We start from the raw sequence: 17,482 nt of genomic DNA on the forward strand, positions 1-17,482 counted from the left end.
AGTTTTAACCGTTCATAGAGATTAAAAACTCTTCGTTTGAAGTAGTGTATTGAATTTTACCTTTAATGAATTCCATTGCTTCTACAGGGTTCATATCCGCAAGATACTTTCTTAAAACCCACATACGTTGTACGGTTTTAGCATCTAATAATAAATCATCTCTACGTGTACTAGATTTCACTAAATCAATAGCAGGATAAATTCTTCTATTAGCAATGTTGCGTTCTAATTGAAGTTCCATATTACCTGTACCTTTAAACTCTTCAAAAATAACTTCATCCATTTTTGAACCTGTTTCAGTTAATGCTGTTGCAATAATAGATAATGATCCTCCGTTTTCAATATTTCTTGCTGCTCCAAAAAAGCGTTTTGGTTTGTGTAAAGCATTTGCATCAATACCACCTGATAAAATTTTACCAGAAGCTGGTGCAACAGTATTATATGCTCTTGCCAAACGAGTTATTGAATCAAGTAAAATAACAACGTCATGCCCACATTCAACCAATCTCTTTGCTTTTTCTAAAACAATATTTGCAACTCTAACATGTTTTTCTGCAGGTTCATCAAAAGTTGATGCTACAACTTCACCTTTAACGCTACGTTGCATATCTGTAACCTCTTCAGGTCTTTCATCAATTAATAAGATTATTTGATATACTTCAGGGTGGTTAGATGCAATAGAGTTTGCAATATCTTTTAGTAACATTGTTTTACCCGTTTTAGGCTGAGATACTATCATACCTCTTTGCCCTTTTCCAATTGGAGAAAACAAATCGATTATTCTGGTTGAAAGTGTACTATTTCTTCCAGCTAAATTAAATTTTTCTTGAGGAAATAAAGGTGTTAAGTGCTCAAATGATACTCTATCTCTAACAACATTTGGGCTTAATCCGTTAATTTTAGAAACTCTAATTAGCGGAAAATATTTTTCACCTTCTTTTGGTGGTCTTACAACACCTTTTACTGTATCACCAGTTTTTAATCCAAATAATTTTATTTGAGATTGAGATAGATAAATGTCATCAGGTGATGATAAATAATTATAATCGGAAGATCTTAAAAAACCGTAACCATCTGGCATCATTTCTAAAACACCTTCACTTTCTATAATCCCATCAAACTCGTAATCTGGATCTCTATATCTGTTTCCAGATTTTCTAGGACCTTTGTTATCTCTAGGTTGGTTTCCAGCTTGTTGTTGATTGTTGTTTTGCTGATTGTTGTTTTGCTGATTGTTTTGCTGAGGATTTCCTTGACCTTGAGGTTTGTTTTGGTGTTTTGGTTTGTTTTGTTGTGTTGGATGTGATTTTTCCTTTTTAACCTGATTTGGTTTTTCTTCAGATTTTAAATTATTCGATTCTTTCTCTGATAAAGTTGGAGCTGATTTCTCATTAGTTTGATTATCAGTTTTTTTAGACGGTTCTTCAATTGCCTCTTTAGGTTTTTTTTGTGACACTGTCTTTTTAGGTTCTGTTTTAACAGTTTTTGTAATTTCAGGCTGAGACTCTGAAATTATTTCTTGCTTTGCAGGAACTGCGTTAGTAGCATTTTCCTTTGCAGGTTTTGGTTTTTTAACGATTCGTTTTCTTTTAACCTTACCTTCGTTTGCAGATTCGTTTTGAGTAACTTTTGCTGGAGTGGCCGCTTGAATATCTAAAATTGCATAAACTAAATCTAGTTTTTTTAATTGGCTATATTTTTTTGCACCAATTGTTTTGGCAATCTCTTGTAATTCTAAAAGTGTTTTCTCCTTTAGTTGGGAAATTTCAAACATTATTTTTAATATATAATAATTGTTAATGTATTAATTGTAGTTTCTTAATTGTTAAGAATTTAATTATGAGTAAATCAATAGTGGTGATAAAAGTTTTGGTTGTAGTTGTTTAGTACAATTATGTTATACTATTAATGCAAATATATAAATTTATTTATAAACTAAATATTTAATTCTTTAAAAATAAAATGTATTTTTGCAATCTATTAAATAAAACAATGATTCAAAGAATTCAAACCATTTATTTATTAATTGCTACCATAGCCTCTGGAGGACTTATATTTTTTTTAGACCTATGGAAAAATGTTGAAGGAAACGCATTTTATGTGATGGATGCTTTTAGTTCTGGAAATAAATTACTAGTGGTACTTTCGTTATTGTTTTTTATATCTGCCATACTAACGTTTATTGCTATTTTTCTTTATAAAAATAGAAAATTACAATTTGTTATTGGTAGATTTTCAATTTTGATCAATTTTATTTTATTAGGTATTCTTGTATATTTTTCACAAAATTTATCTGGAGAAACAATAGTTTCAGAGAAAGGTATTGGGTTAATTATTCCTATTTTAACCATTGTTTTAGTTGTGTTAGCTAATAGAGCAATAAAAAGGGATGAAGAACTTGTAAAATCTGTGGATAGATTGCGATAATCCTAACATCTTAGTATATTTAGTGCAAAATAAACCATTTCAATAAATTTGAAATGGTTTTTTGTTTCTAACGGTTTTCAGTGATAAATAAATATCACTATTTTTGGGTACATTTAAGTTTTGTTAATTAAATATATTTGAGATGAGGAAAATAATGAAAAAGATTAAAGTTTATATTGCAGATGATCATCAAATTTTAATTGATGGAATAATTGCAGTTTTATCTTCTGAAGAAAATATTGAAGTCGTTGGTTTCTCACTCAATGGCGAAGATGTTTTAAAATGGTTTAAAACTAATACGGCAGATGTTTTAATATTGGATATTAATATGCCTAAAGTTGATGGAATTGCAGTACTGCAAAATTTTTTTAATAACAATTTTCAACAAAAAGTTATCGTTTTATCTAGTTATGATGACGTAAAACTTATTAAAGAAGTTTTGAAAATAGGAGCACTTGGTTTTTTAGCTAAAAAATGCGCCGGCGAAAATATTGTTGAAGCTATTAATAAAGTAAATAATGGCGAGCAATATTTTGAAAAAAGTATTCAACAAAAATTATTGGATACTTTTAACACCCATAAATCTACAAGTAAAGAATTTGTTTCGCAAGATGGCTCATTTTTTAGCTCATTAACTCCTAGAGAACTAGATGTACTTCAATTAATAGCAAAGCAATACAATACTAAAGAAATAAGTGATCAATTACATATTTCAGTAAATACCGTTGAAACTCACAGAAAAAACTTAATTTCTAAGTTAAATGTAAAAAATGTTGTAGGATTAGCTATTTATGCACTTAAAAATAACTTAGTTTAGGTATTTTAGTAATTTTATTTCATATGCGTAAACTAAAATTAATTTTTAATACCATTTTCCTTTTACTATTATTTGTTGGGAATACTCAAAATTTATTTTCTAATAACACATTGTCTGAATTTGAATTTCAAATTTCTTCTGATGATAAAAGAATAGAGGCAATTAAAAAAATACTTCAGCAAGGAAATACAAAAGAGGCGCTTGAAAGTCTGTATGTGCTTTTAAAAGAGGCAACCATTAGAAAAGATAATTCTGTTATTTTTCAAGCAAATTTATTATTAGCAGATATTTATAGAGATAATGGAGATTATAAAAAATCAACTGCTTATTTAGAAAACGCCTTGAAATCTGCTAAAGATGATAAAAATGAAATTCAAATTATTTACTTTAAAAAAGGAGGCAATTTTCAGAATGAAGGCGAAATAGATAGTGCTTTGGTAAATTATGAAAAAGCCATTTTTATTGGTGATAAACTTGAAAATAATCATGATTTTAAAGCAAAATCACATGCTAATCTTTCAGGAATTTATTACTTAAAAGCAAATTACCCAAAAGCTATAGAACATTCTAAAATTGCTATAGAACATCAAAGAATTATAGGGAATAAAGAAATTGAAGCTGGAATTTTAAATAACTTAGGAGGTATTTATTATATGACCGGCAATTATAAAGCGGCTTTAGAAACTTTTAAAAAAGCACTTTCGTTGGTTGGTTTTGGGCAAGATGAACTTCAGAAAAAAACAAGAAGCACTTCATACATAAACTTAGCATATGCATATAGTGGATTAAAAGATTTTGAAAAAGCTTTTGAATATCAGGATAAATATTTTTCTTTAAATGATTCTTTAAATCAAGAATTAAAATACAAAGAAATTGCTGAAATTGAATCTAAATTTAAGGTTGAATCTAAAGCAAAAGAAGCAGAAATTGAACGTGTAAAAAGAAAAGAGGCTGAATATTTAATATATGGTTTAACATTTGCTATTTTAATTTTACTCGCAGGAATTTATGTGCTTTATAAAGTAATTAAACTGAGAAAGAAAAATTACAATCTTAAAATTCAACAAGAAATATTAGTACATCAAAGTAAGCTTGAAAAAATAAAAGGAGATTTACAATTAAAAATTCTTACAGCAACTTTAGATGGCAGACTTGAAGAGCGTAAAAAAATTGCTTCAGTATTGCATGATAATATTAGTGCAATGTTGTCTGCTGCAAATTTACATTTATATGCTTGTAAAAAACAATTACAAGGAACAGTTCCTGTTGAGATTGAAAAATCTCAAAGTATTATAAATGAAGCTTCAGAGCAAATTAGAGATTTGTCGCATAATTTAATTTCTGCAGTTTTATTAAAATTTGGAATTGGTGTTGCTGTGCAGGATTTGTGCGAAAAATCTTCAAATTCTAATTTAGTTATTGCGTGCGAGTACAAAAATATTACTCGTTTTGAGCAAAATTTTGAAATTAAAATATTTAATATAATTAATGAATTAGTAAATAATATTTTAAAACACAGTAAATCTACAAATGGTTTAATTAAAATTGAACAAATTGAAGGTAATTTGCAAATTGTTGTAAGTGATAACGGAATTGGTTTTGATTTGGATAAAATTACTATGCAAGACGGCATTGGTATCAGTCAAGTTGAAGCAAGAATAAATGTATTAAACGGGCTGATTAAAATAACTTCAACAAATGAGGGTACGCGTATATTTATTTCCGTTCCAATTGTATACTAACGTTTTTCTAATTCAATAATTTCTAAATTGGTAATATTTCCAGCGTTAATTTCAAATCGAAGCATTGTTCTAACTTTATGAAAACCGTGTTTGCCAGCGGCTCCAGGATTCATATGTAATAAATTCAATTTTTTATCATAAATTACTTTTAAAATATGAGAATGTCCGCAAATAAATAATTTTGGAGGATTTTTAGTTAATTCTTCTTTTATTCTAACATCATACCTGTTTGGGTAACCTCCAATATGTGTTATCCAAACAGCGACGTCTTCAATAGTAAATTTTAAGTCAAGCGGAAATTCTGATCTAATTACATGGTTATCAATATTACCATAAACAGCTCTTACTGGTTTTAATTTTTTTAAAGTATCAATAACATCTAAACTACCAATGTCTCCCGCGTGCCAAACTTCATCAGCCTGTTTTACAAACTTTAAAATTTGTTCATCAACAAAGCTATGCGTGTCAGAAAGTAGTAAAATTTTTTTCATAACGTTTTAAAATATAGAAATTGTAAATATGCTGTATATTTGCAACGGTGCAAAAATAACATTTCAGTTGAGATATTTTATTGAATTATCATATAAAGGAACTAATTATCATGGTTGGCAATATCAACCAAATGCCGTAAGTGTGCAAGAACTTATAAATAAAGCAATGTCTACTGTTTTTAGAACAACTATTGATATTCTTGGTGCGGGACGAACAGACAGTGGTGTTCACGCAGCTCAAATGTTTGCACATGTAGATATTGAAACGGACTTTAATGTTGAAGAAGTGCTTTATAAGTTAAATTCATTATTGCCTAACGATATTGTTATACATGATATTTTAAAGGTTGAAAATGAGGCGCATGCTCGTTTTGATGCAATTAGTAGAAGTTATGAATATCGTATTTTTAAAGGTAGAAATCCTTTTTTAACAGAAACAACTTGGCAACTTATTAATAAAAAGTTAAATATTGATAAAATGAATGAGGCAGCCGAAATTTTGTTAACTTACACTAATTTTCAATGTTTTTCTCGTTCAAATTCTGATGTAAAAACATACAATTGTGCTATTACAAATGCCCAATGGATTGAGGATGATAATTTTCTTATTTTTCATATTTCAGCAGACAGATTTTTAAGAAATATGGTAAGAGCTGTTGTTGGTACGTTATTAGAAGTAGGAGAAGAAAAAATAACTATTGAAGATTTTAAAAAAATAATTGAAAGTAAAAATAGAAGTAATGCAGGACCTTCAGTGCCAGCAAAAGGACTATTTTTGACCAAGGTAATATACCCAAAAACACTATTTATTCATGAGTAAAAAAGTTACAGGCAAAGCGTTTGACCCAGTTATATTTAAAAGGTTAATGAGTTTTGCAAAAGACTATCGTTTACAATTTTTTATTGGAACTATTTCTGCAATTCTATTGTCGTTAGTTTCCGTTGTAAAACCAATTTTATTACAAAAAGTTGTAAATGTATATCTTGAAAATAAAGACAAAGAAGGGTTAATGTATTACGCTTTGTTGATGGTGGTTTTTTTATTAAGTGAAGTTTTTTTACAGTTTATATTTATTTATAAAGTAAACTGGCTTGGTCAGCATATTATTAAAGATATTAGAATAAAACTGCAAAAACATATGTTGCAGTTTAAAATGACATATTTTGATAATTCTTCCGTAGGAAAATTAGTAACAAGATTGGTTTCAGATACAGAAACTATTGCACAGTTTTTTGGACAAGGATTGTTCATGATTGTAAGTGATATTTTAAAAATGTTTGTAGTGGCAATTGTAATGTTGTGGATGAACTGGAAAATGGCGCTCATTTCATTTATTGTGTTGCCAATTTTAATTTATGCTACAAAATTATTTCAAATTGCAATTAAAGCATCTTTTCAAGAAGTACGTTTGCAAGTGGCAAATTTAAATGGCTTTGTGCAGGAAAGAGTAACAGGAATGAATATTGTGCAACTTTTTAATAGAGAAAAAATTGAGTATGATAATTTTGTAAGTATTAATGACAAACATAAAAAAGCATACATAAAAACCGTTTGGTACTATTCAATTTTCTTTCCAATTGCAGAAATTTTATCATCAATTGCAGTTGGTTTGTCGGTTTGGTATGGTGGTTTAGATGTGGTTTCAAACGGATCTACAAATGCCGGTGAAATAATTGCATTTATTATGATGTCTCAAATGTTATTTAGACCATTACGTCAAATAGCCGATAAATTTAATACGCTTCAAATGGGAATGGTTGCCGGAGATCGTGTTTTTGAAGTGTTAGATACTGATAGTAAAATTGCTAAAACAGGCGATTTACAAGCAACACATTTTAAAGGTAATATTTCATTTAAAGATGTGCATTTTAGTTATATAAAAGGAGAAGAAGTTTTAAAAGGTATTAATTTACAAGTTAATGCGGGTGAAACTATTGCAATTGTAGGTGCAACTGGTGCTGGAAAATCTACTATTATTAATTTGGTAAATCGTTTTTATGAAATTGATAAAGGTGAAATTTGTATTGATGGAAATAATGTTGATGCGTATACTTTACCTTCTTTAAGAAAGCAAATTGCTGTGGTACTGCAAGATGTATTTTTATTTTCTGATACCATTTATAATAATATTGTTTTAAGCAATAATAAAATTTCTCTTGAGCAAGTTAAAGACGCAGCTAAAGAAATTGGTATTCATGATTTTATTATGAGTTTACCAAATGATTATAATTATAATGTAAAAGAACGTGGTGTAATGCTATCGGCAGGACAACGACAATTAATTGCGTTTTTAAGAGCGTACGTTAGTAAACCAAGCGTGTTAATTTTAGATGAAGCAACTTCTTCAATAGATTCGTATTCAGAGAAATTAATTCAACAAGCTACAGATAAAATTACGCAATATCAAACATCTATAATAATTGCGCACAGATTAACAACTGTGAAAAAGGCAGATAGAATTATTGTAATGGATAAAGGTAATATTGTTGAGCAAGGATCTCATGCTGAATTACTTGCAAAAGAAGGTTATTATAAAAATTTATATGATATGCAGTTTGCAAATGAAGTTTTTTAAAACTAAAAATAGGTTTTAAATCATCTAATTTAAATCGTATCTTATAGTTTCAATTAGTTCGTTTGTATTTTTAAATAACACAAATTCTCCATTTTTTATATAGGATATTTTACCTGTTTCTTCTGAAACTACCAAACAAAGTGCGTCTGTTTTTTCAGTTATACCAATAGCAGCTCTGTGTCTTAAACCAAATCGAGAAGGGAGTGTTTTAGTAGATAATGGTAAAATGATACGTGTAGCAATAATATAATTTTCTTTTATAATAATTGCTCCATCGTGCAACGGACTATTTTTGTAAAAAATACTTTCTAAAATAGGAGAACTAATTTCGGCATTCATTTTGTCGCCTGTTGGTTTTACAAAATCTAAATTATGTGTTCTTTCTAAAACAATTAGTGCGCCTGTTTTGGTAAGTGCCATCGATTCGCAAGCAGCAACAATAGCTTCAACATCCATTGAAGTGTGAATTTCAGTATTTAAAAACTTTAATTGTTTTAAAAAATTCTTTTTATTGGTAAAGTTTGTAGATCCAATCATTAATAAAAACTTTCTAACTTCAGGTTGAAATACAATTAATATGGCAATTGCGCCTAAACTAATTAAAGCATTTAATAAGCTACTTAGCATTTTCATTTGCAATGCTTCAGTAATTTTCCAAATTAAAACTACCAGTGCAATTCCAATAAAAATATTAATAGCAACTGTTCCTTTTAGCAATTTATAAATATAATACAATAAAGTAGCGACTAATAAAATGTCTAAAGCATCTAAAAATGTAAAGTCTAAAAAATCGAGCATTTAGTTAGTATTTTTTGTAAAAATAGGAAAAAGATTCTTGTTATTCGTTAATTAAGCAATCACAAAAACCTACTTTTTCTTCATTAAATATAAATTCTATAGTATTGGTTTTTATAGTTGTGTCAGTAATATTATTTATAAGTGTTTTGTAATATAAATAACCCTGATATGAAATATTTTCAGTGAAATTTAAATGAAGCATTTTTTGCTTTTCTGGCGCTGAATTTTTAATAATGTTTAAAAGCGTTGTTTTAAAATCCTTTTTTTCAACAGGCATATCATTAATCCAAACTTTTAATTCAGTAAATATTAAACTTATGTTCGTGTAATTCTCATAGGTTTTAGCATGTTTGCTTAGATAATCTCTTGAAGTTATTGCGTTAGATTTAAAAACAACGCTATCAAATGCTATAAATGATAGTTTTTTTGAAATGGTATCAGAATAACTAAAATAATCATGCATTCCTTCTTCTGAGTGTATTGAGTTTTTGTGTTTATCTTGTAATGTGATAATAGTTGGAATAAATGTTTTTAAAGGCAACCTTTTATCAATGTTATAAATCCAGTGAGTTGTGCTAATAGTGTTTTTTCTATTTAAATTTGCAATGGTATCGTTGTCTTTTACGTCAAAGAAAAACCAAACTTGTGAATGATTAAATACTTCTTGTATACCTTTTTCTGCTAAAGTTGGTATTTTAACTTCTTTTTTACTGCAACCAAATAAAGTAAGTATAAATAGTAGTGGTATTAATTTTTTCATTTAGTTATTTTTTAATAATTCAGTAATTTTTATAGCTTCAACAGCTTCTTTTACATCGTGCACTCTTAAAATATTAGTTCCTTTTGTTAAAGCAATTGTGTTTGCGCTAGTGGTAGCATTTAAGGCTTCTTTTGGCGAAATATCTAACGGTTTAAATAACATTGATTTTCTAGATAAACCAACTAAAGTGGGAATATCTAAATTGTTAAATAACTCTAAGTGCGATAATAATTTGTAATTGTGTTCTAATGTTTTTCCAAAACCAAAGCCAACATCAGCAATAACATCATTTACACCTAAATCACGAAGTGCAGCAATTTTTTTTGAGAAATAATATAGTACATCTTTTACAATAGCATCATATATTGGGTTTTCTTGCATATTTTGCGGTGTGCCTTGCATATGCATAATAATATAAGGTACTTGCAGTTTTGCAATAGTAGAAAACATATTGTTGTCCATACTTCCTGTAGAAATATCATTAATTATACAAGCGCCTTTTTGCACACATTGTTCGGCAACAATACTTCTAAACGTATCAATAGAAATTAAAATGTCTGGAAATTCACTCGTTAATAACTCTACAACAGGGATAATTCTGTTTAATTCTTCTTCTTCTGAAATATGTTTTGCGCCTGGGCGTGAAGAATATGCACCAATATCAATAAAAGTAGCGCCTTCACTTAACATTTTTTCAACTTGTGAAATGATGGAAGTTGTGTTGTTAAATTTTCCACCATCAAAAAAAGAATCTGGTGTAATATTTAAAATTCCCATTACTTTTGGTGAAGTAAGGTCAATAAGCGTTCCTTTACAATTTATACTTTTCATTATCGCACTACTTTATTAATTACTTTGCTCATTTCTGGCGCTTTGTAGTTAAACATTTTTGTAATTAAATCATCAACAGATTCGCTAACAATCAGCATTTCTTTGTTAGACTGTTTTAAATAACCTTCTGTAACCATCACATCTAATTGTTTAATTAAGTGGTTAAAAAATCCGTTAGTATTTAAAATGCCAACTGGTTTTTTTTCAATGCCGAGTTGATTGAGGGTTAACGCTTCAAAAATTTCATCTAAAGTACCAAATCCACCAGGTAATGCAATATACCCATCCACCAATTTGCTGATTCTCACTTTTCGTTTGCTCATGGTTTTAGTAACAATCATTTCTGTAATATTTGTATGAGCAACTTCTTCGTGGCGTAATAAACCAGGAATAACGCCAATAACTTCACCTTTTTTTTCAATAATAGTATCAGCAATAACGCCCATCATTCCAATTTTTCCACCGCCATACACCAATCCAATATTGTTTTTGGCAAAATATAAACCTAATTTTATAGCATCATTCTTATAAATTTCATTAAATCCTAAACTAGAACCACAAAAAACAGCAACTTTCTTCATAATTGGGGAATTGATTTTTTAATTCATTAAATTTGTTCGAAATTTACGGAAATAATTAAAGTTACATGCAACAAACTTCAAAACAATACGATGAGGTTATTGAAAAATGCCGCACCTTATATAGTAACAAGCTAAAAGATTATGGAAGTGCTTGGCGAATATTAAGATTGCCATCATTAACCGATCAAATATTTATTAAAGCGCAACGCATTCGTCAGTTACAAGAAAATTCTACAAGAAAAGTAGATGAAGGTGAAGTTTCTGAATTTATTGGTATAATAAATTATGCTATAATGGCTTTAATTCAACTAGAAAAAGGTGTAGTTGAACAGCCAGATTTAACGATGGATGAAGCTATAAAACTATATGATAAACACGTAAGTATTACCAAAAAATTAATGGAAGATAAAAATCATGATTATGGTGAGGCTTGGCGCGATATGCGTGTGAGTTCGTTAACAGATTTAATTCTTCAAAAATTATTGCGTGTAAAACAGATAGAAGATAATAAAGGAAAAACAATTGTATCAGAAGGAATTGATGCAAATTATCAGGATATGATTAATTATGCTGTTTTTGCGTTAATCCATTTAAAAGAAAATTAGAAAATGAAAGTATTGGTTCAAATTTGTAGGTTTTTTGTTGCGTTCACATTTATTTTTTCAGGATTTGTAAAATTAGTAGATCCTTTAGGCTCTGCTTACAAGTTTCAAGAATATTTTGGTGTTGATGTTTTAAATCTTGAATTTTTGATTCCGTATGCGTTGCCATTTTCAATACTATTAATTTTAGCAGAAATTATGCTAGGTGTTATGTTATTGGTTGGGTATTTACCAAAATTTACAGCATGGAGTTTGTTACTTTTAATTACTGTGTTTTTATTTTTAACGTGGTATTCCGCTTATTATAATAAGGTAACAGATTGTGGTTGTTTTGGTGATGCTGTAAAACTATCAACCTGGGGAACATTTTATAAAAATGTGGTATTAATTGCGCTCATCTTAATTTTAGTATGGAAATCTAAACTTATTTCCCCAATTTTTAGTGTTCCAATTGCTAAATGGTCAACCTTTCTATCGTTTTTTGCATTTTTATATATTACCTATTATGTATTGGTGCATTTACCAATTATAGATTTTAGACCCTATGCAGTAGGAAATAGTATTCCTGAAGGAATGAAATTTGTTGGACAAGAATTACCACCAATACACGACTTTTATTTGGAATCTAATGATGGCGAAAATTTAACTGATAAAGTATTAGCTGATAAAAAAGCACTACTAATTATAATGTATAATATTAGCAAAAGTGACAGAGATGGTTTTACTAATATTAAAAAAGTTACCGATAAAGCTCTTGAAAAAGGGTATACTGTTTATGCATTATCCGCATCTTTAAATGATGAATTTATAGATATTAAAGAAGAGTTTGACTTAAATTTTGACATGTTGTTTTGCGATGAAACAACGTTGAAAACTATTATTAGAGCAAATCCAGGAATTTTAACTTTAGAAGAAGGTGTTGTAAAAGGTAAATGGAATTGGATTGATGCTGATAAAGTTAAACTCAATTAATATTCAAAATACTAATGAAACAAGCTTTTTTGGTTTTTATAGGTGGTGGTTTTGGAAGTGTTGCTAGGTATTTTGTAGGTAAATATTTAAATACGCCTGGAAATCACATTCCTTACGGAACCTTTCTTGCAAATGTGTTCGGGAGTTTGTTAATTGGATTAATATTGGGTTATTTATCAAAAACATCTAATATGTCGCAAAGCCAATCGTTATTATTAGCTTCAGGGTTTTGTGGAGGATTTACAACTTTTTCTACCTTTGCTTATGAAAATCAACTATTTATTAAAAATGGTGATTACTTAAATTTTTTATTTTACACATTTATTTCTCTCCTAGTCGGTTTTTCTGCTGTTTTTGCAGGAATTTATCTTTCAAAACTAGTGTAGTACCTCATTTTATCCTTTAAAACTAATTTATAGTTCTATTTTATTCGATTATATTCGATAAAATAGAACTATTATTTTTTTATACCTATAAAAAAATAGGGGTAAAAATAAATAAAATATAAAAATAACATTGATACCCCTAAAAAATTAGGGGGTAAAAAAAATATAATATACTTTTGCTTCGAAATCAATTATAAAAATCACTTTATTATGAAGAAAATTGAAGCAATTATTAGAAAATCAAAATTTGATGAAGTTAAAGAGGCTTTGCATCAAATTGAGGTTAATTTTTTTAGTTACTGGGATGTAACTGGTGTTGGTAATGAAAAGCAAGGTCATGTGTATAGAGGTGTTAGTTATAGCACATCAGATATTCAGCGAAGGTTTTTATCAATTGTAGTTTCTGATCCATTTTTAGATAGAACAATAGATGTCTTGTTAAGAACGGCGTGTACGGGAATGGTTGGGGACGGAAAAATATTTGTATCAGATATTGAAGAAACCTATAGGATAAGAACCAAAGAAAAAGGATCTGACGCCTTAAAATAATAAAAATCAATTTTAAACTTATAAAAAATAAATATTATGGATACTAATGCTGTATTAGACTTAATGTGGATAGTGGTTTGTGGAATTTTAGTGTTTTTTATGCAAGCGGGTTTTACGCTTGTGGAAACTGGATTTACAAGAGCTAAAAATGCTGGAAATATAATCATGAAAAACTTAATGGATTTGTGTATAGGTAGTCTTGGTTTTTGGGCTATTGGTTATACAATTATGTATGGAGATTCTATAAGTGCTTTTATAGGAAGCCCTTCATTGTTTTTCTCTGATGCTGAAAATATGCACAACTTATTCTTTCAAACTGTTTTTGCAGCAACGGCTGCAACTATAGTTTCTGGAGCAATTGCTGAAAGAACAAAGTTTACAACATACCTTATTTTCTCTTTAATAATGACTGTTTTTATTTATCCTATATCTGGTCATTGGGTTTGGCAAGGTTCAGGTTGGTTAACTAATTTAGGGTTTATTGATTTTGCAGGTTCTACGGTTGTTCACTCTGTTGGTGGTTGGGCTGCTTTAATTGCTGCATTTTTGGTGGGACCAAGAATTGGAAAATACACTAATGGAAAGTCAAACGCAATTCAAGGACATAACTTACTAATTGGAGCGTTGGGTATTTTTATCTTATGGCTAGGTTGGTTTGGATTTAATGCAGGTTCTCAGTTAGCAATCTCTGGAGATAATGCAAATGCTGTTGCTGGAATTGTAATAACAACAAATTTGGCGGCTGCAGCAGGAGCTTTAGTGGCAATGTTTGTTTCTTGGGGATTGTACGGAAAACCAGATATTTCAATGACGCTAAATGGTGCGTTGGCAGGTTTAGTTGCAATTACAGCTGGTTGTGCTGCAGTTAGTCCGGTTGGGGCAACTATAATAGGTATTATTGCTGGTGTAGTTATTGTTTTTTCAATTGAATTTATAGATAAGAAATTAAAAATAGATGATCCTGTTGGGGCTATTTCTGTGCACGGTGTGTGTGGTGCTATAGGTACTTTATTGGTTGGTGTATTTGCAATTGATGGAGGTTTGTTATATGGTGGTGGATTTCATCAGTTAGGTGTGCAAGCAGTTGGTGTATTTGCAATCGGTCTTTGGGCAATAGCTACGTCATTTATTGTGTTGTTTGTATTAAAGAAAACAATTGGATTAAGAGTTTCTAAAGAAGAAGAGGTAGATGGTTTAGATATTCATGAACATAAGGCAAATGTTTATAATGATTAGTCTAATCGCGTAAATTAAATAACAATCAATCAATTATTAATAATTAAATTTAAAAAGAATGAAAACAATTAAAACAATAGTAGTAGTTTTTGTAGCATTATTATCAATAACGGCAATGAATGCTCAGGAAGAATCTGGTGCTTCAGTAGATTTAGGATTAGATGTGCAATCAAGATATATTTGGAGAGGTCTACAATTAGGTGGTGCTAGTCCAAGTTTACAACCTTATGTAGAATTATCTACCGGAAAATTTGCTTTTGGTGCATGGGGAGCATACTCAACAGGTGGAGTTTCTGCTGGTCAAGAAGCAGATTTGTATGCTACTTTTAATGCAACTGATAATTTTTCAATCACATTAACAGATTATTTCTTTCCAGTAGAAGGTGGTGCTATGGATTATTTAAAATATAACGGACATGTTTTGGAATTAATGTTAGGGTATACTGCAGGAGATTTTGGTTTTACACTTGCCACAAATATTGCAGGAAATGCTGATATGGATGCAAACGGAGATCAGGCGTATTCAACCTATGCTGAAATCAGTTACGGAACTACCATAGGTTCTGCAGATTTTGGAATATTTGCTGGTGCTGTTTTTATGGATGATGCAGGTTATTACTTAACGTCTGGTTCTGGTTTTATTAATTTAGGGGTGAGTGCGTCAAAAGAAATTAAAATTTCAGATTCTTTTAGTTTACCTGTAAATGCGGCTTTAACGGTTAATCCAGATGCTGAAAATGTTTACTTAACATTCGGGTTCTCGCTATAATATTATAATTGAGGTTTAGTTAAAAATCACCTTAAGGATGTATTCCTTAGGGTGATTTTGTTTTATTATATTTTTAATAATATTTAAGTATTAGTAATTAACTATAAAATAAATAGGGTTAAAATTAATAATACACTAAAAATTAAATTTACACCCTATAAAAATTAGGGGTTAATAAAAAAATAATATATTTTTGGCCGAATCAATCATTAAAAGTACAATTATGAAGAAAATTGAAGCAATAATCAGAAAGTCAAAATTTACGGAAGTTAAAGAAGCTTTACATCAAATTGAGGTGAATTTTTTTAGCTACTGGGATGTAACTGGAGTTGGAAACGAAAAGGAAGGTCATGTGTATAGAGGTGTTAGTTATAGTACATCTGACATTCAAAGAAGGTATTTATCCATAGTGGTATCCGATCCATTTTTAGACAGAACTATAGATGTATTGTTGAAAACAGCCTACACTGGCGCTGTTGGTGATGGAAAAATATTTGTTTCTGATGTAATTGAAACTTATAGAATAAGAACAAAAGAAACTGGTTCAGCGTCTTTAAAATAAAAATTAAGAATTAATATTATGGAAGAAACAATATTTACTGTTAACAATGTGTGGATGATGATTTGTACGGCATTAGTTTTTTTAATGCATTTAGGATTTTCATTGTTAGAAATTGGTTTAACTCGACAAAAAAATACAATTAATATTTTATTTAAAAATGTTTTTATCATCTCTATAGGGTTGGTTTTATATGCTTTAGTTGGTTTTAATTTAATGTATCCTGGTTCATTTATTGGTGGGGTAATTCCAGATTACTTTTTTAATTTGTTTGGATTAAATCAACCAGAAAATGGTTTAACGTTAGCATATGCCGATGGGCATTATACATATTGGACAGATTTCTTATTTCAAGGAATGTTTGCGGCAACTGCAGCAACCATAGTTTCAGGTGCAGTAGCTGAAAGAGTGAAATTGGGAGCATTTATGATTTTTACCATCATATATGTTGGAGTTGTGTATCCAATTGCAGGATCTTGGAAATGGGGAGCAGGTTGGTTAGATGAATTAGGTTTTTATGATTTTGCTGGTTCAACCTTAGTACACTCCGTTGGTGGATGGGCTGCTTTAGTCGCTGTCTATTTATTAGGTGCTAGAATTGGAAAGTTTAAAAAAGATGGATCAATAGGTGTAATACCAGGGCATAATGTACCTTTTGCTACGGCTGGGGTGTTAATTTTGTGGTTAGGTTGGTTTGGTTTTAACGGAGGTTCAGTACTTTCTGCAGATCCAGGAGCAACATCTAAAGTGTTGGTTACAACGTGTATGGCAGCAGCAGCTGGTGGGTTGTCTGCATTTTTAGTTTCATTGTTTAAGTACAAACAATACGATTTATCTATGTTTTTAAACGGAATTTTAGGTGGATTGGTTGGTATAACTGCAGGAGCTGATGTAATGAGTGTAACGGATTCTATTGTAATAGGATTTATTGCTGGGGCATTAATAGTTTTGGGTGTGGCTTTGGTTGATAAAATGAGATTGGATGATCCGGTTGGTGCTATTGCAGTACATTTAATTAACGGAATTTGGGGAACGTTAGCTGTTGGAATTTTTGGCGATTTAGCCGGTTGGTCGCAATTTGGGGTTCAGTTATTAGGTGTAGTTGCTATTGGTGCATTTTGTGTACTAACATCTTTTGGAATCATTTACACATTAAAGAAAACAGTAGGAATTAGAGTTTCGGTTGAAGAAGAACAGGAAGGTTTAGATATTCATGAACATGGTATGGATGCGTATCCAGATTTTCGTTTAAATCAACATTAATTTTATAAAATTTAGAAAGAGTTATCTAAAAAGTATTTGGCAACGTCATTCTGAACTTGTTTCAGAATCTCATTATATGGTTATCAATCCATAAAAAATCCTGAATCAAGTTTAGGTTGACGG

General features: G+C 29.7%; 19 protein-coding genes. 13 read left to right on the forward strand and 6 right to left on the reverse strand.

The genetic code is table 11. The features are described 5' to 3' along the window. Positions 1–4 precede the first annotated feature (4 nt). A complete protein-coding gene (gene rho / locus BM335_RS09310) occupies positions 5–1,774 on the reverse strand; it encodes a transcription termination factor Rho (RefSeq protein ID WP_090225916.1) in 1,770 nt (589 codons plus the stop codon). A 218-nt stretch (positions 1,775–1,992) separates the two neighbouring features. On the opposite strand from rho, the gene BM335_RS09315 reads away from it, so the two are divergent. The 3 genes from BM335_RS09315 to BM335_RS09325 all read left to right on the forward strand — a co-directional run bounded on the left by BM335_RS09315 (position 1,993) and on the right by BM335_RS09325 (position 4,986). Further along, a complete protein-coding gene (locus BM335_RS09315) occupies positions 1,993–2,427 on the forward strand; it encodes a DUF4293 domain-containing protein (protein WP_090225921.1) in 435 nt (144 codons plus the stop codon). 154 nt (positions 2,428–2,581) lie between these two features. Continuing rightward, on the forward strand, positions 2,582–3,244 hold the full coding sequence (locus BM335_RS09320) for a response regulator transcription factor (protein WP_317041030.1): 663 nt from the start codon (positions 2,582–2,584) through the stop codon (positions 3,242–3,244). Positions 3,245–3,267: 23 nt separating this feature from the next. Then, positions 3,268–4,986, forward strand: coding sequence for a tetratricopeptide repeat-containing sensor histidine kinase (locus BM335_RS09325; protein WP_090225924.1), 1,719 nt, complete (start codon positions 3,268–3,270; stop codon positions 4,984–4,986). Here BM335_RS09325 and BM335_RS09330 read toward each other — a convergent pair. Beyond that, positions 4,983–5,477 (reverse strand): metallophosphoesterase family protein, encoded by a 495-nt coding sequence (locus BM335_RS09330; RefSeq protein WP_090225929.1) that lies wholly within the window; start codon positions 5,475–5,477, stop codon positions 4,983–4,985. The genes BM335_RS09325 and BM335_RS09330 overlap by 4 nt on opposite strands. A gap of 67 nt (positions 5,478–5,544) precedes the next feature. On the opposite strand from BM335_RS09330, the gene truA reads away from it, so the two are divergent. Together truA and BM335_RS09340 are read left to right on the forward strand one after the other, a co-directional pair. Next, the gene (truA, locus tag BM335_RS09335; RefSeq protein WP_090226712.1) at positions 5,545–6,297 is read left to right on the forward strand and encodes a tRNA pseudouridine(38-40) synthase TruA; all 753 of its coding nucleotides are present in this window, start codon (positions 5,545–5,547) and stop codon (positions 6,295–6,297) included. Continuing rightward, on the forward strand, positions 6,290–8,053 hold the full coding sequence (locus tag BM335_RS09340; RefSeq protein ID WP_090225934.1) for an ABC transporter ATP-binding protein: 1,764 nt from the start codon (positions 6,290–6,292) through the stop codon (positions 8,051–8,053). The genes truA and BM335_RS09340 overlap by 8 nt, the downstream gene beginning before the upstream one ends. Positions 8,054–8,077: 24 nt before the next feature. Here the strand turns inward: BM335_RS09340 and cdaA are convergent, their stop codons facing one another. From cdaA to BM335_RS09360, 4 genes are read right to left on the reverse strand one after another with little or no spacing between them, the layout of a single operon-like run. Beyond that, entirely contained in the window at positions 8,078–8,851 is a 774-nt protein-coding gene (cdaA, locus tag BM335_RS09345) for a diadenylate cyclase CdaA (protein WP_090225938.1), read from the reverse strand. A gap of 40 nt (positions 8,852–8,891) precedes the next feature. Further along, the gene (locus BM335_RS09350; RefSeq protein ID WP_090225943.1) at positions 8,892–9,611 is read right to left on the reverse strand and encodes a hypothetical protein; all 720 of its coding nucleotides are present in this window, start codon (positions 9,609–9,611) and stop codon (positions 8,892–8,894) included. Continuing rightward, positions 9,612–10,442 carry a dihydropteroate synthase gene (gene folP / locus BM335_RS09355; protein WP_245780654.1) on the reverse strand — a complete coding sequence of 277 codons (831 nt, stop codon included), beginning with the start codon at positions 10,440–10,442 and terminating at the stop codon, positions 9,612–9,614. It lies immediately after the preceding gene. Continuing rightward, complete coding sequence (locus BM335_RS09360) at positions 10,442–11,023, reverse strand: LOG family protein (RefSeq protein WP_090225947.1); 582 nt, start codon at positions 11,021–11,023, stop codon at positions 10,442–10,444. Before BM335_RS09360 ends, folP begins: the two co-directional genes overlap by 1 nt. A 65-nt stretch (positions 11,024–11,088) precedes the next feature. Here BM335_RS09360 and BM335_RS09365 point away from each other — a divergent pair, with 65 nt between their 5' ends. The 8 genes from BM335_RS09365 (at position 11,089) to BM335_RS09400 (ending at position 17,359) form a co-directional block, all read left to right on the forward strand. Next, a complete protein-coding gene (locus tag BM335_RS09365; protein WP_090225953.1) occupies positions 11,089–11,628 on the forward strand; it encodes a DUF1599 domain-containing protein in 540 nt (179 codons plus the stop codon). A 3-nt stretch (positions 11,629–11,631) separates the two neighbouring features. Next, positions 11,632–12,597 (forward strand): BT_3928 family protein, encoded by a 966-nt coding sequence (locus tag BM335_RS09370; RefSeq protein WP_090225956.1) that lies wholly within the window; start codon positions 11,632–11,634, stop codon positions 12,595–12,597. Positions 12,598–12,611: 14 nt separating this feature from the next. Further along, the gene (gene crcB / locus BM335_RS09375; RefSeq protein ID WP_090225960.1) at positions 12,612–12,983 is read left to right on the forward strand and encodes a fluoride efflux transporter CrcB; all 372 of its coding nucleotides are present in this window, start codon (positions 12,612–12,614) and stop codon (positions 12,981–12,983) included. Between the two features lie 210 nt (positions 12,984–13,193). Then, positions 13,194–13,532: a P-II family nitrogen regulator gene (locus BM335_RS09380; RefSeq protein ID WP_090225963.1), complete on the forward strand. Its 339-nt coding sequence runs from the start codon at positions 13,194–13,196 to the stop codon at positions 13,530–13,532. Between the two features lie 36 nt (positions 13,533–13,568). Continuing rightward, positions 13,569–14,768, forward strand: a complete 1,200-nt coding sequence (locus BM335_RS09385; protein WP_090225967.1) for an ammonium transporter — start codon at positions 13,569–13,571, stop codon at positions 14,766–14,768. Positions 14,769–14,826: 58 nt separating this feature from the next. Further along, entirely contained in the window at positions 14,827–15,537 is a 711-nt protein-coding gene (locus BM335_RS09390; RefSeq protein WP_090225972.1) for a TorF family putative porin, read from the forward strand. Positions 15,538–15,760: 223 nt separating this feature from the next. After that, complete coding sequence (locus BM335_RS09395) at positions 15,761–16,099, forward strand: P-II family nitrogen regulator (RefSeq protein WP_090225976.1); 339 nt, start codon at positions 15,761–15,763, stop codon at positions 16,097–16,099. An 18-nt stretch (positions 16,100–16,117) separates the two neighbouring features. After that, entirely contained in the window at positions 16,118–17,359 is a 1,242-nt protein-coding gene (locus BM335_RS09400) for an ammonium transporter (protein ID WP_090225979.1), read from the forward strand. Positions 17,360–17,482 lie beyond the last annotated feature (123 nt).

The organism is Lutibacter maritimus, from assembly GCF_900116115.1.
Lineage (GTDB): Bacteria > Bacteroidota > Bacteroidia > Flavobacteriales > Flavobacteriaceae > Lutibacter > Lutibacter maritimus.